The sequence below is a fragment of the Pseudomonas sp. UMAB-40 genome, assembly GCF_900095275.1.
Taxonomy (GTDB): domain Bacteria; phylum Pseudomonadota; class Gammaproteobacteria; order Pseudomonadales; family Pseudomonadaceae; genus Aquipseudomonas; species Aquipseudomonas mandelii_B.
In genome coordinates this window covers 104,729-128,824 of record NZ_LT607555.1, presented here as the reverse complement: position 1 = coordinate 128,824, position 24,096 = coordinate 104,729, and the positions used below count along the sequence as shown (strand labels likewise).

Here is a 24,096-nt window from a genome sequence, read left to right as displayed (position 1 = left end):
ACTGTGAAGGAAATTGAACATGGCCCTTTCATCCAAAGGCACTGCACTGATCACTGGCGCTTCGTCTGGCATCGGCGCGGTCTACGCCGACCGTCTCGCCCGGCAGGGTTACGACCTGATTCTGGTCGCCCGCAGCCAGGGCAAACTCAACGCTTTGGCCAATCATCTGAGCAACGAAACCGGCCGCGCCGTGGAAGTGGTCGCTGCCGACCTCAAAGACAAGGCCGACCTGCTGCGAGTTGAAAGCATTCTGCGCAACGACGCGAGTATCACCTTGCTGGTCAACAACGCCGGTGTTGGCGCAGTGATGCCGTTGCTCGGCAGCCCGGTGGACGACATGGAAGCCATGATCAGCCTCAACGTCACCGCGCTGATGCGTCTGTCCTATGCCGTGGTGCCTGGCTTCGTCGCACGGGGCACCGGCACCGTGATCAACATTTCCTCCATCGTCGCCGTCGCTCCGGAAATCCTCAACGGCGTTTACGGCGGGAGCAAGGCCTTCGTGCTGGGCCTGAGTCAGTCAATGCACCATGAGTTGGCCGACAAGGGCATTCGCGTTCAGGCGGTGTTGCCCGGCGCGACCGCCACCGACTTCTGGAGCGAGGCCGGCAACCCGGTGGAAAACCTGCCGCAAGAGATCGTGATGTCCGCCGAGGACATGGTCGATGCCGCGCTGGTCGGCCTGGCGAAGGGTGAAGTGGTGACCATTCCGGGCCTGCACGAGGGCGACAAATGGGACGCTTACGAAGCCCAGCGCCAAGTGCTGTCAGGCTCCTTCGGCCACTCATCAGCGGCACCGCGCTACCGGTAAACCGATAACCCTGGGGCAGGGTGAACTAAGCTTGGATAAGGATCGTTCATCACCGGCTCGTCGAAACCTCGACAAGCCGGTGCTGCCAAAGGGAGCACACAATGCTTCACATCAGAACGCCTTTGATTCTGCACCCGGGCTTGTCAACGCCGACCCGGCGCATCTGGCTCAAGCTGGAAAACCTGCAACCCAGCGGATCGTTCAAATTACGCGGCATGGGCCTTCTGTGCAGTCAGGCAAAGGCCCAGGGCAAGCGCAAAGTCGTCTGTCCTTCCGGCGGCAACGCTGGTTTTGCCACCGCCATGGCCGCCGCTGCCCTAGGCCTGAAAGCCTGCATTATTGTGCCGCACACCACCCCGGAAACCACCCGCGCCAGGATCAGGAAAACCGGCGCCGAGGTCATTGTTCACGGCAAGGTCTGGGATGAGGCCAACCAACGGGCCAAAGCGCTTTCACAGGATGCAGATACCGAATACGTGCCAGCCTTCGATCATCCCGTGTTGTGGGAAGGGCACAGCACCCTGATTGATGAAGTCCTCGAGGATTGCCCACAAGTCGATGCGCTGGTGACGTCGGTGGGTGGCGGCGGATTGCTGGCGGGCCTGCTGACCGGATTGATTCGCCACCATCGCATGGACTGCCGGATCATCACCTGCGAAACCCAAGGCGCGGCCTCATTTGCCGCCGCCATCGAGGCCGGACATCCCGTCAGGCTGCCGCGTATCGACACCGTTGCGACATCGCTGGGCGCTGCGAAAGTGGCCGCGTGGCCGGTGCGGCACATCCTCGACTTTCCTCACGAATGCGTGGTGCTCAGTGATGACGAGGCGATCATGGGCGTGGTGCGTTACGCCAACGACCTGCGTCAGTTAGTCGAACCGGCATGCGGTGTTTCATTGGCGGTGGCGTACCTGGACCATCCGGCGATCGCCGAAGCCCATGACGTGGTGATTGTGGTGTGTGGCGGGGTCAGCATCAGCGCGCAGCTGGTGGCCGGGTGGGCGCGCTTGTCCGCGGGGTGAAGCAAAAGGGCAGGGCTGGAGACTATCAGGCTGTCCCGAGCCCCACCGTTACCTTTTCAACCTTCATTGGCCAGCAGCAGCGCCTTCCTGGATGAGGATGGCTCTGGCGAGCTCTTCGTCGCTGGCTTTGAGTCCGGGATTTTCCTGGCGAATCTGATTCAACACCGACTCCAGGTACACACCGCGAATCGTACCGCCACTGGCCACGAAGCTGGAGGCGTCATCACGGGCGGGAATCGCCAGTTTGTGGTCCTTGAACGTCGAGTACAGCGATGCGGAAACCCCCGCAGAGGTGGCGACATCGCCTGCGTCCACTTTGGCGAAGGCCGAACCGAAGGGCAGACACAACATGAATGAGGAGATGATAATCAGACGGCGCATAGCGGTGTCCTCTGAAGCGTGAAGCAAAAAAGGAAGTACCTCATCATTTAGGATGCCCGGTGAACGTCAGGAGTTCCCTGTCGATGCGTTATCCGCATCTTATCGTTCAAAACCGCAGCGTTGCTCCAGTGGTCAGCCACTGATCGCGCTCCCCCGTCAAGTTGCGGCCCACCACCAGATCGACGTCGATGCGCTCACCGACATGCAACCTCGGCCCGGCCTGCCACGCCTGTTCGCCGCCTTGTTGGCCGTAGCGTTCAGCAATCAGCGTCAGGGAACGGGCCAGGTCGTATTCGACGCCGGTTCCCCAGGTCCAGCGATGGTTTTGCTCGCCATCGTCATAGGCATGGCTCCAGCCGGCATTGAGGTTCAGGCGCAGGGTTTCGATCGGTTGGTAGGTGAATGGCAGATTCAGGTCGACGCCATCGAAGGCGTGGGCCCGATTGAAGGCAAAGTGAGTCGAACCCGCCAGCGCCCACTCAAGGCCAAGGTCTTCCCGTGAGAATAGTTGCGCCTTGAATTGCGGGCTCAACTGGTTTTCCGAGTCCCCGTCGTCGCGGCTGTGCTGCACGGCGGCGCCGAGTTGTACGTTGGGCAGGCCTTTGAGCGTGCAGTCCTGTGACACCACGCTGGTACTGGATGAACCGTGCCGACCGTTCTGATACCAGGTGTCGATGTTGCATTCGCCGGGCGCATTGATTCCGGCGTCATCCACCGTATACGCACCGCCGGCAGCGTTGGCGCTGGAGATGATGCTGAGCACCGCAATCAGGCTCAGGGTGACGCTGACGAACAACAGATTGCGGCGCAGGCGCCGGCCTTGAGCGGCTGGCAGACTGCGCACGAAGGACGCGAATAGACGAGTGGGTTTTTGCATGAAATTTATCTCGAAGTTACTTGATGGCGGCGGCGGTCAGCCCCCGATCCTCTACCGATAGGGTTTGCAAACCGGCCGTCCGGGCCTGGGCGACCAGCTCTTCGGTGTCTTCCCCGCCGGGCAGGGCGATCACCACGTCAGGTCGGCTGTCGAGCAACATGAAGTGGTTGCGCAGGCGTTCAGCCGACTTGCCGTGGCGCTGCCAGTTGGGCGGGTAGCGCACGATGTCGGCGCCGTGTTCCCGGGCCCACTCTTCAATGTCACCGCCCAGGTATTGATTACCGCCATGGATCAGCACACGCACCGGGTGCAGGCGCTGGAAGGCGTCGAGGACCCGTCGGCACAGACGGCTGTCGGCGTAATAGCGGCCCGCGCAGATCAAGAGGCGCATGAGGGATTCTCCTTGCTCAGGTCGGTGCTCTCGACCGGTTGCTCGCCGGCACGCTCCAGCAGCGGATAGCCCAGGGCGGCGATGTGGTGATGCACACGGCGGTAATCGCGCAGGACCCGCTGGAAGATGTCGCCGGATTCCGCCCAGGTGTTCTTGTCTTCCTGCAACTTGCGAAAGTGCTCGCGGCTGGCGTGCGCTTCGAGCCTTCTGACGGTCTCCTTGCGATGGATCAAGTGGTGCGCGGTGGGAATGTCTTCGCGCAGGAACACGGTGATGGCCAGGCTCAGGCTTTCCAGCAGCGCGTCGTGCAGCGGTGCGATGTTGCCCAGCTCGAACGCCGAGAACTGTTCGCCACGGCGCAAGCGGCGCATGGCCAACTGCGTCAGGCTGCTGGAAAGAATGTCCGCGGCATGTTCGAGGTTGATCACGAACAGCAGGATTTCCTGGGAGCGATCGGCATCGCTGTCACTGATGCCTTCCTTGCCGATGTCCGCCAGGTAAGCGCGAATGGCCGCACCCAGCAGGTCCAGGGACTGATCGACGCGTCGCACTTCATCGGCACAGGCGGGCACCGAGGTGTGGAACAGCTGCACCAGGCGGCCGAGCATTGCCGAGAGCATGTCGGCCATGCGCAACGCTTCCCGGGCCGCGTTGGACAGGCCGATGTTGGCCACTTCCAGACCCGCTTCGTCGAGGTAGTGCGGCATGCCCGGATCGACATCCCGCTCGGGGGCCGGCAGCAGATGGGTCAGTCCTTTGGCGAGCACATCGGTCAGGCCGATGAACACCAGCGCCAGCAGCAGATTGAAACCCGTGTGCAGCGACACCACGAGCACCGACGGCTCCAGCTTCAGCTCGGCCAGCAGCCCGGCGAAAGGCAACACCACCAGGGCGCCGACCGCACGCACCAGCAGATTACCCAGCGGCAAGCGCCGGCCGACGCTCGAACCGGCATTGATCACCGAGGGCAAAGCACCGCCAATGTTCACCCCGAGCACCAGCGCGACGAGGGTGGTTCCCGACAGCAGGCCGGTGGCGGCCAGCGAGACGATCAGCAACACCACCGCCACGCTGGAATGGCACAGCCAGGTGAGGATCAGCGCCACCAGCAACGCAATCAGCAGATCGCCGTCCAGGCTCTGCATGATCAGCTGGAACACCGGCGCGCCTTCGACTTCCGCCAGTGTCGAACCGAGCATGCGCAGGGCCAACAACATCAGCCCCAGACCGATCAGCGCACAGCCGACGCTTTCGTAGCGCGAGTCATCGCGAAGCCGGAACACCATCAAACCGGCGAGCAACACGATGGGTGTGAGGATTGAAACGTCGACGCTGAGCAGTTGCACCACCAGTGTCGAACCGATATTGGCGCCGAGCATCACCGCCAGCGCCGGCGCCAGACCCAGGGTCCCGGCGGCCGTGAACGACGTCGCCATCAGGCTGACGGCGGTGCTGCTTTGCAGGATGCCGGTGATGCCGATGCCTGAAAGCAGCGCCATCCAGCGGTTGTTCAAGTTGTGGCCCAGCCACTGGCGCAGCGGCGTGCCGAAGCCGCGCAACAACGCCGAAGAAATCATGTGAGTGCCCCACAGCAAAAGTGCGATGGAGCCTGCGAGGTTGATCAGTAGAGTCGTTCCCGACATCAGGACTCTCCCTTTTTCGATAAGGCTTAACGCAATTCCCTGTGGGAGCGAGCCTGCTCGCGATGGCGGTGTGTCAGACGACTTCTTTTTTGAATGTCAGTCCGCTATCGCGAGCAAGCTCGCTCCCACAGGGGTTAGGGTGTTCAGGTGATTTGGGTTTGCCCCCGAATTTCGGGGGCTGAGGCCATCAGAACCACTGCTTGAAGCGGCGGATGTAAATCGTCTTCATGATCTGCGCGAACACGCAGTAGCTGAGCAGGGTGCCGACCAGCCAAGGGAAGTACGCCCACGGCAGCGGTTGCAGGCCGACCAAAGTGCCCAGTGGCGAGAACGGAATGTAGATACCCAGCGCCATCACCAACCCGGTCATCAGGATCACCGGCAACGCCGCCGTGCTCTGGAAGAACGGAATCTTCTGCGTGCGCAGCATGTGCACCACCAACGTCTGCGACAGCAACCCTTCGATGAACCAGCCGGATTGGAACAGACCCTGCATTTCCACGCTGTTGGCGGCGAACACGTACCACATCAGGGCGAAGGTGGTGATGTCGAACACCGACGAGGTCGGCCCGATCCACAGCATGAAACGGCCAATGTTCTTCGCATCCCACTTACGTGGTTTGCGCAGGAACTCCTTGTCCATCTTGTCCCACGGCAGCGACAACTGAGAGATGTCGTACATGAGGTTTTGCAGCAGCAGGTGGATCGACAGCATCGGCAGGAACGGAATGAACGCACTGGCCACCAGCACCGAGAACACGTTGCCGAAGTTGGAGCTGGCGGTCATGTTCAGGTACTTCATGATATTGCCGAAGGTTTCGCGGCCCTTGAGCACGCCTTCCTCCAGCACCATCAGGCTCTTCTCCAGCAGAATGATGTCGGCCGATTCCTTGGCGATGTCGGTGCCGCTGTCCACCGAAATGCCGACATCGGCATCGCGCAGGGCAGGGGCGTCGTTGATGCCGTCGCCGAGGAAACCCACGGTGTGACCGTTGGCCTGCAACGCCTTGAGCACCCGGGACTTTTGCAGCGGCGTCAGCTTGGCGAACACCGTGCGTTCTTCGACTCGCAGCTTGAGCGTGGTGTCGTCCATGTTCTCGATGTCTGGCCCGAGCAGCGGCGTACCGGGTTCCAGCCCGACTTCGCGGCAGATCTTGCACGTCACCACGGCGTTGTCGCCGGTCAGCACCTTGACGGTCACGCCCATGTCGCGCAGCGCGGCAATCGCCGGTCCCGCGGTTTCCTTCGGTGGATCGAGAAAGGTCAGGAAACCGCGAATCACCAGCTCGCGCTCATCCGCGGTGTTGTACTGGTTTTTGCTCTGCGCTTTCGGGATCTCGCGGGTGGCGACCAGCAGCACCCGGAAACCGTCCTCGTTGTACTCGTTGGCCAGGGCCAGCAGGTCTTTGCGGCGCTGTGCATCGAGTGCCACGACCGTGCCGTTTTCGTGAATATGGCTGGCGATGCTCAGCATTTCCTCGACCGCGCCTTTGCACACCATCAGGTGATCGTCGCGGCTGTCCTTGACGATGATCGACAGGCGCCGACGGACGAAGTCGAACGGCAACTCGTCGACCTTGCTGTAGGCGAACGGCACCCTGAATTTGGGATTGGCGTTGGCGAACTGCACCACGGCCTGGTCCATCAGGTTTTTCAGACCGCTCTGATGATGGCTGTTGAGCCACGCCAGTTCGAGGATCGTGTCGTCACGCCGGCCGTTGCTGTCGACGTGGTGCTCAAGAATGATCTTGTCCTGCGTCAGGGTGCCGGTCTTGTCGGTGCACAGCACGTCCATCGAGCCGAAGTTCTGGATCGCGTTGAGGCGCTTGACCACCACTTTGCGCTTGGCCATGGCCATCGCGCCTTTGGCCAGGTTGGCGCTGACAATCATCGGCAGCATTTCCGGGGTCAGGCCGACCGCGACTGCCAGCGCAAACAGGAACGCGTCACTCCAGTCACCCTTGGAGAAGCCGTTGAGCAGGAACACGATGGGCACCATGACCAGCATGAAGCGGATCAGCAACCAGCTGACGCTGTTCACCCCGCGGTCGAAGGCCGTTTGCACCCGCGAACCGACAATCGCTTTGGCCAGCGAGCCGAAGTAGGTGCGCGGCCCGGTCGCGACCACCACGGCTTTGGCGGTGCCGCTGACCACGTTGGTGCCCATGAAGCAGATGTTCGGCAGGTCCAGCAAGTTGGATTGATCGGCGGCGCTGCGGGTCGCCGACTTCTGTGCGACGTCGCCCAGGGTGTCGTACTTCTCGACGGGCAAGGCTTCGCCGGTCAGCACCGCCTGGCTGATGAACAGGTCGCGGGATTCGATCAGGCGAATGTCCGCCGGGATCATGTCGCCGGCGCTGAGCTGGACGATGTCGCCGGCTACCAGTTCGCGCATCGGCACTTCGCGCAGCACCGGGGTGTTGCCTTTTTGTCCGCGTCGCAGCACGGTCGCGGTGGTGCGCACCATCGCTTTCAGCGCTTCGGCGGATTTGGCCGAGCGGTATTCCTGCCAGAACCGCAGCAGGCTGCTCAGGGTGACCATGGTCATGATAATGATGACCTTGGTCAGGTCCGCCTCGTCGCCTTCGCCCTGGCTGATCGGCAGCCAGTAATCGGTGAAGAAACTGATGCCGGCCAGGGTCAGCAGGACATAGATGAAGGGATTGTTCAGGGCTTTGAGCAGTTGGACGATGGCGTGAGGCGGCTTGTCGTGGGCGACCTCGTTATAGCCTGCGCGGGCCAGCCGGCCTTCGGCTTCGAGTTCAGTCAAACCGTCAGGGGTGGCGTTGAGATTGGCGAGGGTGACGGCCAGGCCGTTTTGCGCTTCCCGGGCGGCGCGCATCGACAGTTTGGCATTGTTGCTGCTGGCGCCTTTGGCGCGAATATCCGGCGTTTTTACAGTCGTCATTGTGTGTGCTCCTGCCGCCGTCTTGCGGCACGACACACAGCACGCTCATCTATTCATAGGCGAGCGAATGTATGTCGAGTCGCAAACAGGCGATCAATTTCGAAAGTGTTGTTTTCTTGTGTTTTAACGTTCGCTGCGTATCAATGGAAAGTTGATAGGCAGCGAACCGTCTACTGGCTTCGTCCATAACTAACTCCGATAACGTTGTGTTTTGACAGGCAATAAGAAGTTGCCGAATTCCCTATTAAGGAAAACGTTGGGGGAAGAACTTTAAAGTGCCTTCAGGTCAACTGAATGTGCGGGTATCGAGGGTAAGACCGAACATCCGCGCAATGCGCCGACCCGGTGGTTCCTGGCTGTCGTCGAAGCTCCAGCGTTGCTGAAGCCGGCCCGTCATCGGGCAGACGCGCCAGTTGGCACGAGGGTTTGCCTTGGCAGGGGCAGAAGGGGTGGAAAACGGGGCGCTGACCCGCGTCGTCAACAGACGCTCACGGCACAGCTTGACCCGCATGGTCGATGCAAAGGCGCGCACGCCCGGCATTACGGTGGTGTTGAAGTTCATAACATGCCTCTGGACCGGACGGACGCCGGTGAGGCAAGTTACGGCGGAGCATCAAGCTCTAGCGCAGCTCACCCGACCGAAAAGTCGAGTCCCGTCATTGACTGGATTATGTGCCAGGTTCCGCGAATTCGCAGTGTCCCGGCAGCGACTAGATACTGTGTCCATTGGATTCTTTTGTGAGTTGAAAAAAGGCCTTCGTCGAAGGCCCGGGCAATTTACTCAGGGAGGTGGGTGAAGTCAACCTTCAATGCCCGCTAAATGCCGAGTTGAATGGAAAAACATCGAATCTTCATATTGAAGTTGGACGCTGTTCAGCTAAATGACAGTTAGTTGCAACCTGTGATTAACGAGAGACACGATTGCGATAATCTCTCGGCGAAATGCCGAGGTTGCGCTGAAAGGTAAAACGCATGCGTTCTTCATCGCCAAACCCGCACTGACGGGCGATTTGATCAATGTTGCGTTCGGACTCTTCCAGCAGGCGGCGGGCGGCTTCCAGTCGCAGCACTTCCACCGATTGGGCCGGGGTGCGACCGGTCTTGAGTTTGTAGACCGGGGCAAGCTCTCGAAAGCGATCTACCTGCCACCTCATCTGTTAAATGTGCGACCGTCATCGCGAGCAAGCTCACTCTCACAGGGTTTAGTGGCGATCAAAAAAACCGGGGATGACACCCATCCACTGTGGGAGCGAGCTTGCTCGCGATAGCGGTCTACCTGCAGCGCATTTGTTGAATGTACAACCGGCCAAATGGCTGGCGGACAAGCAGATCGTCGCGGTCGGCGGCGACACCTGGGCTTCGGAAATCTGTCCGGCGAAAGACGGTCAGGCGTTCCCGGTCAACCAGTTCATGCTGGCCAAAAACGGCACCTACAACCTTGAGCTGATCGACAGTCGCTGTACAAGGGCTCGACCCAGGTCAACATCAACCCGGTCGCGATCCATTGACATCAGCAGTGGTAACGTAGAAACGTCCGCCAATTTCTCCACTCAACACCACAGGAGCACCCTCATGGATTTGGCTATTTCGGGTCGCTGGGCGATTGTCTGCGCTTCCAGCAAAGGGCTGGGTCTGGCCTGTGCGCGCGCCTTGGCAAAGGAGGGCGTCAACCTGGTGATCAACGCGCGCGGCAGCGAAGCCTTGCAGGTCGCCGCCGAACAATTGCGCAGCCTGGCGCCGTCCATTGACGTGTGCACGGTGACCGGCGACATCAGCGATCCGCGGGTGCGAAAACAGGTGCTGGCGGCGTGCCCGCAGGTCGACATCCTGATCAACAACGCCGGTGGCCCGCCGCCCGGGGACTTCCGCGACTGGCAGCGCGAAGACTGGCTGAAGGCGCTGGATGCCAACATGCTCACGCCCATTGAGCTGATCAAAGCGTGCGTCGACGGCATGGCCGAGCGTGGGTTCGGACGCATCGTCAACATCACCTCGGGCGCCGTCAAAGCGCCGATTGATGTGCTGGGCCTGTCCAACGGCGCCCGTAGCGGTTTGACCGGATTCATCGCCGGGCTCGCACGGCAGTCGCGGCTGGCCGGACACAACGTGACCCTCAACAACCTGCTGCCCGGACCGTTCGAAACCGAGCGTTTATACAAGACCTTGAGTGCGGCCGCCGAAGCCAAGGGGGCCAGCGTCGAGAGCATTAGCGAACAGCGGCGCAAAAACGTACCGGCCCAGCGCTTCGGGCAACCTGATGAGTTCGGTGCGTATTGCGCGTTCATTTGCAGCGCCCATGCCGGTTTCCTCACCGGGCAAAACCTGTTGCTGGACGGCGGCAGTTACCCGGGAACGTTCTGATTTTTCAGCGTGAAAGGAATGCTCGCAATTGAGCGTCGATATCGAATGCGTGGTGGTCGGCGCCGGAGTGGTCGGGCTGGCGCTGGCTGATCGGCTGGTGCAACGCCTGACACCGCAATCCTTGTAGCAGCAGCTGCTACACCCGTCGCGTTGCGGTGAAGTGCCGGTTATCAGCGTCTGCGCTGCCAACCGCCGAGCGGTCTATGCTTGCCAGTGCGCCCATCGTAATGGGAGAACTCTGATGATCAACATACGCACTGCCCGCATGCTTGCCGATTACAAGCAATGGGCCGATCAGCGCCTCTTTGACAGCCTGGCCGCGCTGCCGCCGGGGGAGGTCAACAAAGAGCGGGTGTCGGTGTTCAAGAACATGATCGGCACCCTGAACCACATCTATGTCGTGGACTGCATCTGGCAGGCTCACCTCGAAGGCCGAGGGCACGGCTTCAAAACTTCACACGATCTGCTCCATCCCGACCTGGCTGACTTGCGCATGGCGCAAAAGGAGATCGATCACTGGTATTGCAACTGGAGCGCGAGGCAGACCGAGAGGTCATTGGATAAGTCCGTCGAGTTCACGTTCGTCTCCGGCGAGAGCGGCACCATGAGCGCCGGCGCGATGCTGCTGCACGTGGTCAACCACGCCAGTTACCACCGCGGCTGGGTGATCCAGATGTATTTCGACATCCCGGCGATGCCACCGATGACCGACATGCCGATCTTCCTGCGCGAGACCGACCCGGCTTTCAACACGCTCAGAGCACCGGCAACTCAGCCGACATGTGTTGGGCGATTCGCGAGCGCAACCAACGTTCTGCCGGATCGTTATCGTTGACCCCGTTCCAGACCATGGACAGTTCGGACAGCACGATGTCAAACGGCGGGTCGTCGGCCCGCAGCTGGTTGCTGCCTTCAATCAGCGCACACGCTGCGTAGTCCGGCACCGTGGCCAGCAGGTCGGTGCCGGCCAGCAGGGCGCGCAACCCGGCGAATTGCGGCACCGCCAGCACCACCCGCCGCGAGCGGCCGATGCGTGCCAGATCGTTGTCGATGGCACCGGTCAGATCCCCGGAAAACGACACCAGCGCATGAGGGCGTTCGCAATACTCATCCAGGGTCAGGGGGCCGGGACGGTTATCGCCACGCAGAATCTTCACGCTCAGGTCCCGCAATTTCTTGCGCTTGGCATTGGCCGGCAGTTCTGTGGTGTAACTGATCCCGACGGAAATCTCCCCGGAGGCGAGCATCGGTGACATCAGCAAGTAATTCACCCTTCGCACCACCACCACGACGTTCTGCGCCTCTTCGCGTATTTGCTTGAGCAGCGGCGGAAACAGACCAAACTCGGCGTCGTCGGACAAGCCGATGCGAAACACATCGCGGCTGGTGGACGGGTCAAAATCCTTGGCCCGGCTGACCGCGCCGGAAATGGTGTCCATCGCCGGCTGCAACTCCTTGAGAATCACCAGGGCGCGCTGCGTCGGCTCCAACACCCGGCCATTGCGCACCAGCAGCGGGTCGTCGAACAGATCGCGCAACTTGGCCAGCGAAGCACTGACGGCGGGCTGACCGAGGAACAGTTTCTCCCCGGCCCGGGTCAGGTTCTTCTCGAACATCAACGTTTCGAAAATCACCAGCAGGTTCATGTCCACGCGGCGCAGGTCGTTGCGGTTCATGTGGGGGTACTCGCAGGGTTTTTGAGTCTTTTCAGTAAAGCATCAAACCCTGTGGTGAGAGGACACCGGTGATAAGGGGTTACTTGTGATGTTTTGGGGCCGCTGCGCGACCCAACGGGGGTAAACCCCCTCGCCACCAGAAAGGGGACGCATCTATTTATCTATCCGCTGCGCCGCGAAGCGGCCCCAAAAAAAGGGGACCGCTGTATAACTCAAAGTCAGTTATTCACTCACCACAGCAAGCGGCACTTACTTGGGCAGATCAATCGTATCCAACACCCGGTTCGCCGTGATCTCCGCCATCATGATGCTGTTGGAAATCCCCAGCAGGGCGTAGCGCGACTCTCCCTCCAGGTGATCCACCAACTGGTGGACCATCACGTCGACCGAGGCGAGTATTTCGACCAGATAAACCGCCAGGGTTTCGGCCGTGGCCTCGGGGTCTACGGAGAACAGGGTGCTGCGGGTTCGCGGGGTGGCTTTGATGTCGGCGTTCGATGGGAAGTGGAAGTCGAGGGCCCGTTCGGCGGCCTCGTTGAGTTTTTTTGAATCGGGTTCGTAGGGGGAGACTGGATCGGTTTCAGGTGGGTTGGGCGTTACTTTGAACATAGATGCTTCCCTTATGTAGTAGGGACCGCAACCATCTCGCGACTAAACGGAGGGTGGCAGCCGTGCGCAAGTTAGTCGACCGGCAAGGAAAAGCAAAAATCCGGCGCGTCCGAAGACGCCTTGCGCACAGCTGCCATAAGTACAGGCGAATACCTGACTGACGATGCTCGTGCGACCGCTTTACCTTAGCCGGGCGACTAAACCCGATCACTGATGAGCAGTGACGGGAATCAAGTTACCGAGCGGCCCTCAGGCGCACAAGCCGGCGGATTCTGGCGCAGCCGTAGGCAACGGCGCAAGGATTTGTAGCTTTCAGGAAGTATCTTCGAGGGTGTTTAAACAAACACCGTTTCAGGCTTAAACAGACGAGCGGGACAGGATCTATTCATCCAGCTTTGTGGGTTGCACAGATTGAGAGGTCACCACCCCTCCACCTGTGGGTCAAAGCACAAAACGCAGGGCCGATTTTGCAAATCTCATCTGCTGGCTCTGCGGTGTTTGGGGCCAATCGCCCCGACGCACATTTCAGCCGCTGTGAACCTGCTCCGATTCCGTCAGCACCTTCCTGAACGTCTCCACCAGCGGCCGCAAATTGATCCGGTGCCACGCTGCCCACAGCGGTCTGGTGAAGCAAATCCACGGCACTTCCCGCAGGACCACGCCCGGCGGTGCATTGCGGCTCAAGCCTTTCTGAATCATGGCGATGCCCAGTCCCGAGGCCACCAGAGCCAATGCCGTGAAGGGGCCGGTGGCTTCCATGCGGATGTCCGGGGTGAATCCGGCGCGGATGCAGGCGCTGACGAAGTCTTGGCGGTTGGTGACATTCTGGTGGTGCTGCACGCCGATCCACTCCTGATCGGCGAGGTCGGCCGGGGTCAGTGTGGCCTGTTGGGCGAGGGGATGGTGCTCGGGCAGGGCCAGCAGCATTGGGTCGTCCAGTACCTGGAAACCCAATAAATCCGGATCGTCGGCGACAGGCGGCTCACTGACCAGGGCGATATCCAGACTACGCTGGCGCAGGCCTTCGAGTTGTTCGGCGGAACTCTGGTTGTACAGCGCGACGTGCACGTTCGGTCGGTCGACGCGCAGCACCCGCAAGGCATTGGGCAGCACGCCGGCGTGCATGGCGTTTTCGATGTAGCCGATGCACAAGCCGCCTTCTTCGCCGCGACCGAGGCGTTTGCCCAGGGATTCGAGGCGGCTGGCATGGGTCAGCAGGGCGCGGGTTTCGGCGAGGAACGTCTGGCCGTCGCGGGTCAGGCGGATGCGCTGCTGGCTGCGCTCGAACAGGGTCAGGCCCAGGCGTTCTTCGAGCTGGGCGATCTGCCGGCTCAGGGGCGATTGGGAGATGTGCAGGCGTTCGGCGGCGCGCCCGACGTGTTCTTCTTCGGCGACGGCGACGAAGTAGCGCAATTGGCGGATGTCGATCATGTCAGACCTACCGGGACTTAAGTGCTGCGCATTATGTCTTGGACGGTCCGATCATCGCAATCTAGGATCTGCCCAACGGTGTAGGAGCCGGCTTGCTGGCGATGCGGTTCGTCAAGCGATAGATGTGGCGACTGTTTCGCCGCCATCGCCAGCAAGCCGGCTCCTACAGGGTTTATCAGACATTTGAGAGGTATTTTCCATGAGTTTGAAAGACAAACTGCCCGGCGCGCTGGGTTTCGGTACCGCCCCGTTGGGCAACATGTTCCGCGCCATTCCTGAAGACGAGGCGCAGGCCACCGTGCACGCAGCCTGGGATGCTGGCGTGCGTTTCTTCGACACCGCGCCGTTTTATGGTTCGGGCCTGTCGGAGATTCGCTTGGGTACTGCACTGGCCCAATACAACCGCGACGACTACGTGCTGAGCAGCAAAGTCGGCCGGGTCATCCTCGATGAAGTCGAAGACGCCTCGGCCCGCGATCTGGGCGAAAAGAGCGGGGTGTTTGAACATGGCCGCCCGAACAAGATCGTCAACGACTACAGCGCCGACGCGACAATGCGTTCCATCGAAGACAGCCTCAAGCGCCTGCAAACCGATCGACTGGACATCGTCTGGGTGCATGACATCGCCCAGGACTTCTACGGCGACCAGTGGCTGGAATACTTCAACCAGGCCCGCACCGGTGCGTTCAAAGTGCTGACCCGTTTGCGCGAAGAAGGCGTGATCAAGGGCTGGGGCCTGGGCGTGAACAAGGTCGAACCTTGCGAGCTGACCCTTGATCTGACCGAAGCGCAGCCGGACGGTTTTTTGCTGGCGGGTCGCTACACTCTTCTCGACCACGACCGTGCCTTGCAACGTCTGATGGACGCAGCCCTGGCGCAGAACGTCGAGATCGTGGTCGGCGGTCCTTACAGCTCAGGCATTCTGGCCGGCGGTACCCACTTCGAATACCAGAAAGCCAGCCCGGCGATCGTCGACAAAGTCGAGCAGATCAAACGCATCGCGGCGGCCCACGGTGTCGACATCAAGGCCGCTGCGTTGCAGTTCTCGTTGGCTAACCCGGCCGTGGCTGCGGTGATTCCGGGCTCCGGCCGTCCGGACCGGATTGCTGAAGACGTTGCCGCACTGACGGCCGTGATTCCCCCTGCGTTCTGGCAGGCGATGCGCGACGCAAAACTGGTGAGCGAACGCGCGCCATTGCCCCTCTGAGGAGTTTGAGCATGAAAATCGATCTGACTGGAAAACTCGCCATTGTCAGCGGCAGCACCGCCGGCATTGGCCTTGGCATCAGCAAGGCGCTGGCCGAATCCGGTGCCACGGTGGTGGTGATCGGCCGCGAGACGGCCAAGGTCGAACAGGCACTGGCGAGCATTCGCCAGAGTGTGCCGGGCGCGCAACTGCGTGGCCTGACCGCCGACCTCGGTACCGCCGAAGGTGCCGAGCAACTGTTCGTCGCCGAACCGCGGGCGGACATCCTGGTGAACAACCTCGGAATCTTCAACGAGGTGGATTTTTTCGACACGCCGGACAGTGAGTGGACGCGTTTCTACGAGGTCAACGTGATCTCCGGCGTGCGCCTGTCCCGGCATTACGTACCGGACATGGTCAAGCAGGGCTGGGGCCGGGTGATTTTCCTGTCCTCGGAATCCGGCATCGCCATCCCGGCGGATATGCTCAATTATGGCGTGACCAAAAGCGCCAACCTCGCGGTGTCCCATGGCCTGGCCAAACGCCTGGCGGGCACTGGCGTGACGGTCAACGCGATCCTGCCCGGCCCGACGCTGACCGATGGCCTGGAGCAGATGCTCAAGGACGCCACTGCCAAATCGGGGCGCAGCGTTCAGGAGGAAGCCGACGCGTTCGTGCGCAAAGCCCGGCCGACGTCGATCATTCAGCGTGTGGCGAATGTCGAGGAAGTCGCGAACCTGGTGGCCTACATCGCCTCGCCGCTGTCCTCGGCCACGACGGGCGCGGCATTGCGGGTCGACGGCGGTGTCGTCGACAGCATGGCGATCTGATTTTTTTTGATTGAGAGAGAGGATTACATGGCAAAAGCATCAGCATTTATCGATATTCCGGCTTCGGTCGATGAGGTGTGGCAATTGATTGGCGGCTTCGACACGCTGCCGGACTGGCTGCCGTTTATCCCGAAAAGCGAACTGAGTGAAGGCGGTCGGGTGCGCAGCCTGCAAACGGCGGATGGGGCGGTGGTGGTTGAGCGGTTGGAGACGTTTGATAACGCCGGCAAGACTTACAGCTACTCGATTTTGCAGGCACCGTTTCCGGCGACTGAGTACCTGGCGACGCTCAAGGTCGAGGCCCAGGGGCAGGGGGCTCGGGTGACGTGGTCGGGTCGGTTCTTGCCGGTTGGGGTGAGTGATCAGGAGGTTGAGGCGTTATTTACCGGGATTTATCAGGGTGGGCTCGAGGCCCTGCGGGCGAACTACCCAACCTGACAGGCACCACAAAACCCTGTGGGAGCGGGCTTGCCCGCGATAGCGGAGTGTCAGACGACAGTGTTTTGCCTGTCAGGCCGCCATCGCGGGCAAGCCCGCTCCCACAGGTTTTGTGTCAACTCGGATGTTTGGGTCAGGTCTGGGGAATCAATTTCTGACCGCAATCGAGCACCAACCGCGCACCACCCAGTTCACTGGTGCCCACCTCCAGCGCAAACCCATGCAGGCTGACAATCGCCGCGACGATCGACAGGCCCAGCCCGAACCCGCTTTTCTGATTCCCGCCCTCGGCACGGTAAAAGCGTTGGAACACCGCTTCGCGTTCGCTTTCCGGGATGCCGGGTCCTGAGTCGAGCACTTCGATTCGCGTGTGCCCCGCGTCATTGACCCCGCGCAAAATCACCTCGCCCCCGGGCGGGGTAAATTTGATCGAGTTGCTCAGCAGGTTCGCCACGGCTTCGAATAGCAGCGCCCGATCGCCGTTCAACATTGGCAGCGACGCAGGCAATTGCAGATTGAACACCAGTTCGCCTTCCTCCGCCAGCGGCAGGTAAAAGTCATGCAGCTCCTGCAACAACGGCACCGGATCCAGCTGCACAAAACCCGAACGCCGCTGGCGGTCCTCCAGTTCGGAAATCCGCAGCAATCCACGAAACCGCGCCATCAAGGTATCCGCTTCACCGAGCACCGAGTCCAGCTGCACGGCCAGCGTCGAGCCGTCATCCGCCTGCTGCTGGATTCGATACAGCTGCGCTCGCAAGCGGGTCAGCGGTGTGCGCAGGTCATGGGCGATGTTGTCGCACACCCCCTTGACCTCGTTCATCAACCGTTCAATGCGTTCGAGCATGGCGTTGACGATGGCGGCGAGCATGTCCAGCTCATCGCGGCGGTTGGACAGCGGCAAACGCCGGGTCAGGTCCCCGGCGACGATGGCTTCGGCGCTGGCCTGGATCGCACGAATACGCCGCAGCGGACGCCGCCTCAACAGGTGCCAACCGGCGATGCCGGGCAAAATGGTCAGCGTCACGCCCCAGAGCAACGCGTGCAGAATGATGCGGGTCACGGCAAACAACGAACCGTTATCGCGCACCAGTACCAGCCAGCGACCGTCCTTGGTCTGGGTCGCGACCGCGTCGCAACTGTCGGCGGGCAGGCTGGGGTCGTCAGACTCGGCGCAGTCGCCGAGCATGTGGATCTTGCCATCCAGTGGCAAGCCTTTGGGTATGTGCCGCAGCGCACCGCTGAGGTAACGGTGCTGTGAATCGAACAGGCCGTAGGCGTCGATGCCGCGAATGTCGAAGGTCATGCTGACGGCGAGGGCGTCGGCCAATTGTTCGCCTTGAAAGTGCGAAAACAGGTGCTGGCGCTGCATCAGCGAATGCTTGGCCAGATTGTCCAGGTAGGCGGACACCTCGTAGTACATGACCCCCATCAGAATCCCGCTCCAGATCACGAACAGCGAACTGTAGAGCGCGAGCAAGCGGCTGCTGGATGAGCGCCAGCCGTTAGAGGGGTTCAGCAATGACATAACCCGAGCCTCGCACGGTCCGAATCAGTGGGACTTTGCCAGGCGGGTCGATCTTCTTGCGCAGCCGGCCGATGTGCACATCGATGAGGTTGGTGCCGGGGTCGAAGTGATACCCCCAGACCTCTTCGAAAATCATCATCCGCGACAGTATCTGCCCGGTGTTGCGCATCAGGAATTCCAGCAGCTTGTATTCGGTGGGCAGCAGCGTCAGCAACTGATCGTCGCGGCTGGCTTCGTGGCTGATCAGGTTCAGCTCAAGATCGGCCACCCGCAGCGTGGTCGCCTGGGCCGTGACCGTGTTCTGGCGACGCAACAGGACTTCAACCCGGGCGGCCATTTCATCGGTGGCAAACGGCTTGGTCAGGTAATCGTCCCCGCCGGCGCGCAAGCCGCGCACTCGCTCATCGACGTCGGAAAGGGCGCTGATCATCAGGATTGGCGTGGCCACGCCCATGGTCCGCAACGTGGTGACAATGGCCAGGCCATCGAGCTCCGGCAACATGCGGTCGAGGGTGATCAGGTCGTAGTTGCCGCTGACCGCACGCTCCAGGCCTTCGCGGCCGTTGTTGACCCAATCGACGTCGAGGCCGTGGCTACTGAGTTCGGCGACGATTTCCCGGGCGGTCACGGCGTCGTCTTCGATGGTCAAGATGCGGGTCATAGGGCCTGCCTGATTAGAGGTGCTCAACATAGAGCGGCATTTTGCCAAGAAATGACCGCCGGCTTTCTAAATAAAACTTCATGCGAGCTCGCTTTTGATCAATGCATAAAACCCGCTGCTATCCAGCCATCCTTGCAAAATGCAACGGGATTGGAAGTTCAAAATTTATAACTGATTGAAATAAAACGATTTATTAAAAGTCCTCGACTGGCACGGTGACTGCACTTCCTCCTTCGAAGAGTTGTAACACCATCTTTCTGCCTGGAGCGATAAAACAATGAATAGATCCTCTGATGGTTTCTATCCTGCCTACGAAGAATCAAGCACGCTCTCGGGTGTGTCCTGGGGCGCGATCTTCGCCGGTGCCGCTGCGGCGGCGGCGTTGTCGCTGATTCTGGTGCTACTGGGATTTGGTCTGGGATTCTCGGCCGTTTCTCCGTGGGCCAACGAAGGCGTGAGTGCCAAGGGCTTGGGCATTTCAACGATCGTGTGGCTGGCGGTGACGCAAATCGTGGCGTCCGGGCTCGGTGGCTACATCGCCGGTCGTCTGCGGGTGAAGTGGGCCAACATGCACGGCGATGAAGTCTATTTCCGAGACACGGCCCATGGCTTCCTGGCCTGGTGCGTGGCCACGCTGGTAACCGCGACGCTGGTCGTCGGTTCGGTCAGCAGCATTGTCAGCGGCGGCGTGCAAGCCGGGGCGAGTGTGGTAGGTGGCGCTGCCAGTGTTGCGACTCAAGCGGCGGGCACCGCGGCGGGTAATACCGACAGTGACCAGTACGGCTATTTTGTAGACAGCCTGTTCCGCGATGATCGTCCGGCTGCCGTCAGCGATGACGCCGCTCGTAGCACCGTGACTCGCATCTTCGTCCGCTCCTTGAGCAATGACGGTCAGCTGTCCGCCGAAGACCGGACTTACCTGGCGCAATTGGTCGCTCAGCGCACCAACCTGACCCAGGCCGATGCCGAACGCCGTGTCGATGAAGTCTATGCCCGCACCCAGAAAGCCGTGGCCGACGCCAAGCTCGCTGCGCAACAAGCGGCTGACACTGCCGCCAAAGTCGCTGCCTGGACCTCGCTGTGGATGTTCATTGCACTGCTGATCGGTGCGTTTTTTGCCAGCCTTGCCGCGACCTTCGGCGGCCGTCGTCGGGATGCCGTGGTGTATCTGGAAACCGACACCTACGCGACCACCACTTCCGTGCCACCTGTTCGCTAACCCAGGAGAATTACCATGCGCTCATTACTACTGTTCTTTCTTGGCGTGCCCATCCCGATCATCATCCTGATCGCCCTGTTCATGCATTGATCGACTGAGGCTCATGCCTCTGCCGCTTCCGCCTCGGGTGGAAGCGGCGTTTTGCTTTCTGGCGGCCAATAAAGCGAAGATGCCCCACCTTGGGAGCGAGCCTGCTCGCGATAGCGGACTTTCAGTCGATGATGATGTCGCCTGATGCACCGCTTTCGCGAGCAGGCTCGCTCCCACATTTAGTTTGCATTGACTCAAGAAGGGGAGAAGCACATTGGACAAAAAGGAAATCAAACGGCAACTGGTGGCGATGCTCGACGCCGGGCGTTCCAAAACCGAGACGTTCAAGGCGTTCTCCGGTGGGGCGGTCAAGGATCGGGTACTGGCTTACTGGATTGGGGCCAGGCCGGATCCGGCACTGCGCGAAAAGCACTCACTCAAGGTCAACATTCTGATCGCGCTGACTTGCGTTCAAGCCTTGCTGGGTGCTGTCTCCGGGTTTTTCCTGGGCGCGATGATCGGCTCCGGTGCGGTCGTGTTCTTCACCTTGTTTGCGGCATTGGTACCGCTGGCGTTCGCCTGGGGCTTCTACAAGTACGTGCCACAGGCTTACACCATTTACGTGATTCTGACGGTCAGCCAGGTCTCGCGGATGTTCAAGGGTTACGAAGAAGACCCGGTGATGACTGTGGTCGGCGTCGCAATCACCTTGGGCATGGCGTTCTTCGTCGCCTTGGTCAAAAACCTGCTGTTTCCGGACCTGGGCTTCGTGGGCTCGAAAAAGGTCAAGGGTGAGTACGTGTTCTCCAACTGATCGACAGGTTGGGGTGTGGAGTCTTTCACTGGCCTGGATCAATATTCTCTTCTGCGATATCTCCTACCGTAAAAGATCCAAGCCCCTGCTGCGGCTTCGACTACATTGCTTTGACGCGCACCCTGTTGCGCTGTCGAAGTACCGGTGCGAGCTTTTTACCGAGTCGTTGGCCCGCAAGGTGTAGTGCAGCAAGGAGCTGTGGAACCTCACCTGAACTCTCATGGAAGAACATCGCAATGCCTCGCCTAGACAGAATGTTTGATATCCAGCCGCTGCCGCGCGCGGATATGACTGTGCACATCAATGGCCAACCGGTCAGCGCCGCCCTCGGTGAAACCGTCCTCTCGGTCATTCAATCCCTTGGCCTGCGCCAGGTGGCCCGAAACGATCACGATCAAATCAGCGGCGCCTATTGCGGCATGGGCGTGTGCCAATGCTGCCTGGTGAAAATCAATGGGCGGCACAAACGTCGCGCCTGCCAGACCGTGGTGCGTGATGGCATGCGGATCGAAACCCAAGTCAACCGCATCGTTGAGCAGGAGGGTGTATGAGCCTGCTTCCGGTGATTGTCGGCGGTGGGCCGGCAGGGATGGCGGCGGCCATTGAACTGGCCCGGCACGGCGTGCGTTGCACGTTGCTTGAAGAAGCTTCGCGGCTGGGCGGCGTGGTCTATCGCGGACCTTTGCGCGATGGCGTGCAACTCGACTATCTGGGGCCGCGGTACTCGGAGGCGCTGGCCACCTTGCATGGCGAGTTCCAGGCGCACGCGGCGCTGATCGATGTGCGCCTGAATCACCGCGTGATCGGCGCAGAAGGCACGCGCGCGTTGGTGGTGCTGGACAGCGAGGAGCAGTTGCAGGAAGTCGACTACCCGCAATTGCTGCTCGCCGCCGGTTGCCATGAGCGCAGCGTGCCGTTTCCTGGCTGGACCTTGCCCGGCGTGATCCTGCTGGGCGGCCTGCAATTACAAATCAAGAGCGGTGTGGTCAAGCCTCAAGGTCCTGTGGTGATTGCCGGCACCGGCCCTTTATTGCCGTTGGTGGCCTGTCAGCTGCACGCGTCCGGTGTGACCGTCGCCGGTGTTTACGAGGCGTGCGCGTTCGGCAAGATCGCTCGGGAAAGCCTGTCGTTGCTGAACAAGCCGCAGTTGTTCCTCGATGGCTTGAGCATGCTCGCGTTCCTCAAACTGCACGGCATCCCGATGCATTACGGCTGGGGCGTGGTGGCGGCGCAGGGCGAAGGAGAGCTGAATGCCGTGACCGTGGCGCCATATTCCAGCACCTGGGTGCCGGACCTGAGCCGTGCCGAGCAGATTGCTGCGCAAACCCTGGCGGTTGGCTACGGTTTTATCCCGCGCACCCAACTCAGTCAGCAGATGGGCCTGAACCACAGGTACAGTGACGATGGTTACCTGCGGGCCAGTGCCAATATCTGGCAGCAAAGCAGCGAGCCTCACGTGCACCTGGCCGGTGACATGGGCGGCATTCGCGGTGGCGAAGCGGCGATGCTTGCAGGACGGATTGCGGCCACATCGATCCTGCTGCAACGGGACGTGCTGGACGCGGAACTGGCCCTGGTACGGCGCAATCGTTTTTTGTCGAAACTCAAGGCCATCGTGCGCTTTCGTGCGGCGGTCGACCGCTACACCGAGCGCGGTGCCGGGCAAACCGCGCTGCCGGCCGCCGACACCGTGATCTGCCGCTGCGAACACGTCACCCGCGCCGACATCGACCGGGCGCTGGAGCAGGGCGTGCAAGACCTCGCTAGCCTGAAAATGCGCACTCGGGTGAGCATGGGCGATTGTCAGGGGCGGATGTGCGTTGGTTATTGCACCGACCGCTTGCGCGAAGTCACGGGTCGGCAGGATGTGGGCTGGTTGCGTCCGCGCTTCCCAATCGATCCGATTCCCTTTTCTGCATTCACCTCCGTCGGCATGGAGGCCGCGAATCATGAGTAAGTGTTATGACGTGGTCATCGCCGGTGGCGGTGTGATCGGGGCGTCCTGCGCCTATCAATTGTCGAAACGCAAAAACCTCAGGGTCGCCTTGATTGACTGTAAGCGCCCGGGCAACGCCACCCGCGCGTCAGCCGGCGGCTTGTGGGCGATTGGCGAGTCGGTAGGACTGGGCTGCGGGGTGATTTTCTTTCGCATGATGTCGGCCAATCGCAAGCGTGAAGCCCAGGGTTCGGCGGTGGTGGTGGATGCCAGCACGCCGCACATTTTGCCGCAGTCGTTCTTCGATTTTGCCTTGCAGTCCAACGCGATGTACCCGGCGCTGCATCAGGAGTTGAAAGACCGTCACGGGATGGATTTCAAGTTCGAGAAGACTGGCCTGAAATTCGTGATCTACGACGATGAAGACCGCCTCTACGCCGAGCACATCGTCGCCTGCATTCCACATTTGGCGGACCAGGTGCGCTGGCTCGATCAGGCCGCGCTGCGCGAGGCCGAGCCGAGTGTCAGCCATGAGGCGAGCGGGGCGCTGGAATTTCTCTGCGACCATCAAGTCAGTCCGTTCCGACTGGCCGATGCCTACACCGAAGGCGCGCGACAGAACGGCGTGGACCTGCATTTCAACACCAACGTCACAGGAGTCTTGCACCATGGGTCTCGCGTCAGCGGCGTGCAGACGGCCGAGGCCGGGGTGTTTCACTGCAACACCCTGATCAACGCAGCGGGTGCCTGGGCGGCGGATTTGAGTGAGCAGGCCACCGGTATCCGGATTCCGGTAAAACCGGTGAAGGGGCAGATTCTGCTGACCGAGCGCCTGCCGAAGATCCTCAATGGGTGCCTGACCACCAGCGATTGTTATGTGGCGCAGAAGGACAACGGCGAGATCCTGATTGGCAGCACGACGGAGGATAAAGGCTTCGACGTGACCACCACCTACCCGGAAATTGCCGGGCTGGTGCAGGGCGCGGTGCGGTGTATTCCCGAACTCGCGGATGTGAACCTCAAACGGACCTGGGCGGGGCTGCGGCCGGGGTCGCCGGATGAGTTGCCGATCTTGGGGCCGATGAACGGGGTAGAGGGCTATCTCAATGCTTGTGGGCATTTCCGCACGGGGATTCTGACGTCGGCGATTACCGGGGTGTTGCTGGATAAGCTGGTGAACGGTGAGGCGCTGCCGCTGGATATCACGCCGTTTTTGGCGGATCGGTTTGCGGTGGAGACCGTTGAGCTGAAGAAGTTGGCCTGACCTCACACCGCGTTATCGTTCATCGCGAGCAAGCTCGCTCCCACATTGGATTTGTGTCGATCACAACCCCCCTGTGGGAG

The 24,096-nt window shown here is 60.9% G+C and carries 23 protein-coding genes and 1 pseudogene; 12 read left to right on the top strand and 12 right to left on the bottom strand.

Annotation, left to right across the window (positions count from 1 at the left end; genetic code table 11):
* Nucleotides 1–19: 19 nt before the first annotated feature.
* Together K0F88_RS08830 and K0F88_RS08825 are read left to right on the top strand one after the other, a co-directional pair.
* The gene (locus K0F88_RS08830) at nucleotides 20–811 is read left to right on the top strand and encodes an SDR family oxidoreductase (RefSeq protein WP_094471897.1); all 792 of its coding nucleotides are present in this window, start codon (nucleotides 20–22) and stop codon (nucleotides 809–811) included.
* 101 nt (nucleotides 812–912) lie between these two features.
* Nucleotides 913–1,833, top strand: a complete 921-nt coding sequence (locus tag K0F88_RS08825; RefSeq protein WP_094471898.1) for a pyridoxal-phosphate dependent enzyme — start codon at nucleotides 913–915, stop codon at nucleotides 1,831–1,833.
* 63 nt (nucleotides 1,834–1,896) lie between these two features.
* On the opposite strand, the gene K0F88_RS08820 is transcribed toward K0F88_RS08825, so the two are convergent.
* The 7 genes and pseudogenes from K0F88_RS08820 to K0F88_RS08790 form a co-directional block, all read right to left on the bottom strand.
* A complete protein-coding gene (locus tag K0F88_RS08820) occupies nucleotides 1,897–2,214 on the bottom strand; it encodes a DUF2388 domain-containing protein (RefSeq protein ID WP_094471899.1) in 318 nt (105 codons plus the stop codon).
* Nucleotides 2,215–2,320: 106 nt separating this feature from the next.
* Complete coding sequence (locus K0F88_RS08815; protein WP_094471900.1) at nucleotides 2,321–3,091, bottom strand: hypothetical protein; 771 nt, start codon at nucleotides 3,089–3,091, stop codon at nucleotides 2,321–2,323.
* Nucleotides 3,092–3,107: 16 nt separating this feature from the next.
* Nucleotides 3,108–3,482: a DUF2493 domain-containing protein gene (locus K0F88_RS08810; protein WP_094471901.1), complete on the bottom strand. Its 375-nt coding sequence runs from the start codon at nucleotides 3,480–3,482 to the stop codon at nucleotides 3,108–3,110.
* Nucleotides 3,470–5,125, bottom strand: coding sequence for a Na/Pi cotransporter family protein (locus K0F88_RS08805; protein WP_094471902.1), 1,656 nt, complete (start codon nucleotides 5,123–5,125; stop codon nucleotides 3,470–3,472). Before K0F88_RS08805 ends, K0F88_RS08810 begins: the two co-directional genes overlap by 13 nt.
* A gap of 187 nt (nucleotides 5,126–5,312) precedes the next feature.
* Nucleotides 5,313–8,033, bottom strand: a complete 2,721-nt coding sequence (gene mgtA, locus K0F88_RS08800; protein WP_219094846.1) for a magnesium-translocating P-type ATPase — start codon at nucleotides 8,031–8,033, stop codon at nucleotides 5,313–5,315.
* Between the two features lie 286 nt (nucleotides 8,034–8,319).
* Complete coding sequence (locus K0F88_RS08795) at nucleotides 8,320–8,595, bottom strand: hypothetical protein (RefSeq protein WP_094471909.1); 276 nt, start codon at nucleotides 8,593–8,595, stop codon at nucleotides 8,320–8,322.
* Between the two features lie 343 nt (nucleotides 8,596–8,938).
* Nucleotides 8,939–9,163 (bottom strand): annotated as a pseudogene (locus K0F88_RS08790) (helix-turn-helix domain-containing protein); the annotation flags it as partial.
* 442 nt (nucleotides 9,164–9,605) lie between these two features.
* Between K0F88_RS08790 and K0F88_RS08780 the strand changes: the two are divergent.
* Both K0F88_RS08780 and K0F88_RS08775 read left to right on the top strand, forming a co-directional pair.
* Entirely contained in the window at nucleotides 9,606–10,394 is a 789-nt protein-coding gene (locus K0F88_RS08780; RefSeq protein WP_094471911.1) for an SDR family oxidoreductase, read from the top strand.
* Between the two features lie 241 nt (nucleotides 10,395–10,635).
* Nucleotides 10,636–11,229: a DinB family protein gene (locus K0F88_RS08775; protein WP_094471912.1), complete on the top strand. Its 594-nt coding sequence runs from the start codon at nucleotides 10,636–10,638 to the stop codon at nucleotides 11,227–11,229.
* Here K0F88_RS08775 and K0F88_RS08770 read toward each other — a convergent pair.
* The 3 genes from K0F88_RS08770 to K0F88_RS08760 all read right to left on the bottom strand — a co-directional run bounded on the left by K0F88_RS08770 (nucleotide 11,150) and on the right by K0F88_RS08760 (nucleotide 14,110).
* Nucleotides 11,150–12,070 (bottom strand): LysR substrate-binding domain-containing protein, encoded by a 921-nt coding sequence (locus K0F88_RS08770; RefSeq protein ID WP_094471913.1) that lies wholly within the window; start codon nucleotides 12,068–12,070, stop codon nucleotides 11,150–11,152. The genes K0F88_RS08775 and K0F88_RS08770 overlap by 80 nt on opposite strands.
* A gap of 249 nt (nucleotides 12,071–12,319) precedes the next feature.
* Complete coding sequence (locus tag K0F88_RS08765) at nucleotides 12,320–12,679, bottom strand: DUF6124 family protein (RefSeq protein WP_094471914.1); 360 nt, start codon at nucleotides 12,677–12,679, stop codon at nucleotides 12,320–12,322.
* 525 nt (nucleotides 12,680–13,204) lie between these two features.
* Entirely contained in the window at nucleotides 13,205–14,110 is a 906-nt protein-coding gene (locus tag K0F88_RS08760) for a LysR substrate-binding domain-containing protein (protein ID WP_219094845.1), read from the bottom strand.
* A gap of 199 nt (nucleotides 14,111–14,309) precedes the next feature.
* On the opposite strand from K0F88_RS08760, the gene K0F88_RS08755 reads away from it, so the two are divergent.
* The 3 genes from K0F88_RS08755 to K0F88_RS08745 are packed head-to-tail and all read left to right on the top strand — an operon-like array spanning nucleotide 14,310 to nucleotide 16,564.
* Complete coding sequence (locus tag K0F88_RS08755) at nucleotides 14,310–15,317, top strand: aldo/keto reductase (protein ID WP_219094844.1); 1,008 nt, start codon at nucleotides 14,310–14,312, stop codon at nucleotides 15,315–15,317.
* A gap of 11 nt (nucleotides 15,318–15,328) precedes the next feature.
* The gene (locus K0F88_RS08750; protein WP_219094843.1) at nucleotides 15,329–16,126 is read left to right on the top strand and encodes an SDR family NAD(P)-dependent oxidoreductase; all 798 of its coding nucleotides are present in this window, start codon (nucleotides 15,329–15,331) and stop codon (nucleotides 16,124–16,126) included.
* 27 nt (nucleotides 16,127–16,153) lie between these two features.
* On the top strand, nucleotides 16,154–16,564 hold the full coding sequence (locus K0F88_RS08745; protein WP_094471919.1) for an SRPBCC family protein: 411 nt from the start codon (nucleotides 16,154–16,156) through the stop codon (nucleotides 16,562–16,564).
* A 133-nt stretch (nucleotides 16,565–16,697) separates the two neighbouring features.
* Here the strand turns inward: K0F88_RS08745 and K0F88_RS08740 are convergent, their stop codons facing one another.
* Together K0F88_RS08740 and K0F88_RS08735 are read right to left on the bottom strand one after the other, a co-directional pair.
* Nucleotides 16,698–18,092, bottom strand: a complete 1,395-nt coding sequence (locus K0F88_RS08740; RefSeq protein WP_219094842.1) for a HAMP domain-containing sensor histidine kinase — start codon at nucleotides 18,090–18,092, stop codon at nucleotides 16,698–16,700.
* Nucleotides 18,070–18,753 (bottom strand): response regulator transcription factor, encoded by a 684-nt coding sequence (locus K0F88_RS08735; protein ID WP_010455216.1) that lies wholly within the window; start codon nucleotides 18,751–18,753, stop codon nucleotides 18,070–18,072. Before K0F88_RS08735 ends, K0F88_RS08740 begins: the two co-directional genes overlap by 23 nt.
* A gap of 277 nt (nucleotides 18,754–19,030) precedes the next feature.
* Between K0F88_RS08735 and K0F88_RS08730 the strand changes: the two genes are divergently transcribed.
* The 5 genes from K0F88_RS08730 to hcnC all read left to right on the top strand — a co-directional run bounded on the left by K0F88_RS08730 (nucleotide 19,031) and on the right by hcnC (nucleotide 24,016).
* The gene (locus K0F88_RS08730) at nucleotides 19,031–19,972 is read left to right on the top strand and encodes a hypothetical protein (protein WP_219094841.1); all 942 of its coding nucleotides are present in this window, start codon (nucleotides 19,031–19,033) and stop codon (nucleotides 19,970–19,972) included.
* 304 nt (nucleotides 19,973–20,276) lie between these two features.
* Complete coding sequence (locus K0F88_RS08725) at nucleotides 20,277–20,816, top strand: hypothetical protein (protein ID WP_094471923.1); 540 nt, start codon at nucleotides 20,277–20,279, stop codon at nucleotides 20,814–20,816.
* A 236-nt stretch (nucleotides 20,817–21,052) separates the two neighbouring features.
* Complete coding sequence (hcnA, locus tag K0F88_RS08720; RefSeq protein WP_094471924.1) at nucleotides 21,053–21,367, top strand: cyanide-forming glycine dehydrogenase subunit HcnA; 315 nt, start codon at nucleotides 21,053–21,055, stop codon at nucleotides 21,365–21,367.
* Nucleotides 21,364–22,773: a cyanide-forming glycine dehydrogenase subunit HcnB gene (gene hcnB, locus K0F88_RS08715; protein WP_094471925.1), complete on the top strand. Its 1,410-nt coding sequence runs from the start codon at nucleotides 21,364–21,366 to the stop codon at nucleotides 22,771–22,773. Before hcnA ends, hcnB begins: the two co-directional genes overlap by 4 nt.
* The gene (gene hcnC / locus K0F88_RS08710; RefSeq protein ID WP_094471926.1) at nucleotides 22,766–24,016 is read left to right on the top strand and encodes a cyanide-forming glycine dehydrogenase subunit HcnC; all 1,251 of its coding nucleotides are present in this window, start codon (nucleotides 22,766–22,768) and stop codon (nucleotides 24,014–24,016) included. The genes hcnB and hcnC overlap by 8 nt, the downstream gene beginning before the upstream one ends.
* The last annotated feature ends 80 nt before the right edge of the window (nucleotides 24,017–24,096 follow it).

What these genes read in the sequence shown, in the direction of transcription:
- K0F88_RS08795 (WP_094471909.1), bottom strand. Translation starts at nt 8,595, where the DNA reads ATGAACTTCAACACCACCGTAATGCCGGGCGTGCGCGCCTTTGCATCG.
- K0F88_RS08735 (WP_010455216.1), bottom strand. Translation starts at nt 18,753, where the DNA reads ATGACCCGCATCTTGACCATCGAAGACGACGCCGTGACCGCCCGGGAA.
- hcnB (WP_094471925.1), top strand. Translation starts at nt 21,364, where the DNA reads ATGAGCCTGCTTCCGGTGATTGTCGGCGGTGGGCCGGCAGGGATGGCG.
- K0F88_RS08780 (WP_094471911.1), top strand. Translation starts at nt 9,606, where the DNA reads ATGGATTTGGCTATTTCGGGTCGCTGGGCGATTGTCTGCGCTTCCAGC.
- K0F88_RS08830 (WP_094471897.1), top strand. Translation starts at nt 20, where the DNA reads ATGGCCCTTTCATCCAAAGGCACTGCACTGATCACTGGCGCTTCGTCT.
- K0F88_RS08805 (WP_094471902.1), bottom strand. Translation starts at nt 5,125, where the DNA reads ATGTCGGGAACGACTCTACTGATCAACCTCGCAGGCTCCATCGCACTT.
- K0F88_RS08770 (WP_094471913.1), bottom strand. Translation starts at nt 12,070, where the DNA reads ATGAACCGCAACGACCTGCGCCGCGTGGACATGAACCTGCTGGTGATT.
- K0F88_RS08820 (WP_094471899.1), bottom strand. Translation starts at nt 2,214, where the DNA reads ATGCGCCGTCTGATTATCATCTCCTCATTCATGTTGTGTCTGCCCTTC.
- K0F88_RS08745 (WP_094471919.1), top strand. Translation starts at nt 16,154, where the DNA reads ATGGCAAAAGCATCAGCATTTATCGATATTCCGGCTTCGGTCGATGAG.
- mgtA (WP_219094846.1), bottom strand. Translation starts at nt 8,033, where the DNA reads ATGACGACTGTAAAAACGCCGGATATTCGCGCCAAAGGCGCCAGCAGC.
- K0F88_RS08815 (WP_094471900.1), bottom strand. Translation starts at nt 3,091, where the DNA reads ATGCAAAAACCCACTCGTCTATTCGCGTCCTTCGTGCGCAGTCTGCCA.
- K0F88_RS08825 (WP_094471898.1), top strand. Translation starts at nt 913, where the DNA reads ATGCTTCACATCAGAACGCCTTTGATTCTGCACCCGGGCTTGTCAACG.
- K0F88_RS08765 (WP_094471914.1), bottom strand. Translation starts at nt 12,679, where the DNA reads ATGTTCAAAGTAACGCCCAACCCACCTGAAACCGATCCAGTCTCCCCC.
- hcnA (WP_094471924.1), top strand. Translation starts at nt 21,053, where the DNA reads ATGCCTCGCCTAGACAGAATGTTTGATATCCAGCCGCTGCCGCGCGCG.
- K0F88_RS08775 (WP_094471912.1), top strand. Translation starts at nt 10,636, where the DNA reads ATGATCAACATACGCACTGCCCGCATGCTTGCCGATTACAAGCAATGG.
- K0F88_RS08755 (WP_219094844.1), top strand. Translation starts at nt 14,310, where the DNA reads ATGAGTTTGAAAGACAAACTGCCCGGCGCGCTGGGTTTCGGTACCGCC.
- K0F88_RS08750 (WP_219094843.1), top strand. Translation starts at nt 15,329, where the DNA reads ATGAAAATCGATCTGACTGGAAAACTCGCCATTGTCAGCGGCAGCACC.
- K0F88_RS08810 (WP_094471901.1), bottom strand. Translation starts at nt 3,482, where the DNA reads ATGCGCCTCTTGATCTGCGCGGGCCGCTATTACGCCGACAGCCGTCTG.
- hcnC (WP_094471926.1), top strand. Translation starts at nt 22,766, where the DNA reads ATGAGTAAGTGTTATGACGTGGTCATCGCCGGTGGCGGTGTGATCGGG.
- K0F88_RS08740 (WP_219094842.1), bottom strand. Translation starts at nt 18,092, where the DNA reads ATGTCATTGCTGAACCCCTCTAACGGCTGGCGCTCATCCAGCAGCCGC.
- K0F88_RS08760 (WP_219094845.1), bottom strand. Translation starts at nt 14,110, where the DNA reads ATGATCGACATCCGCCAATTGCGCTACTTCGTCGCCGTCGCCGAAGAA.
- K0F88_RS08730 (WP_219094841.1), top strand. Translation starts at nt 19,031, where the DNA reads ATGAATAGATCCTCTGATGGTTTCTATCCTGCCTACGAAGAATCAAGC.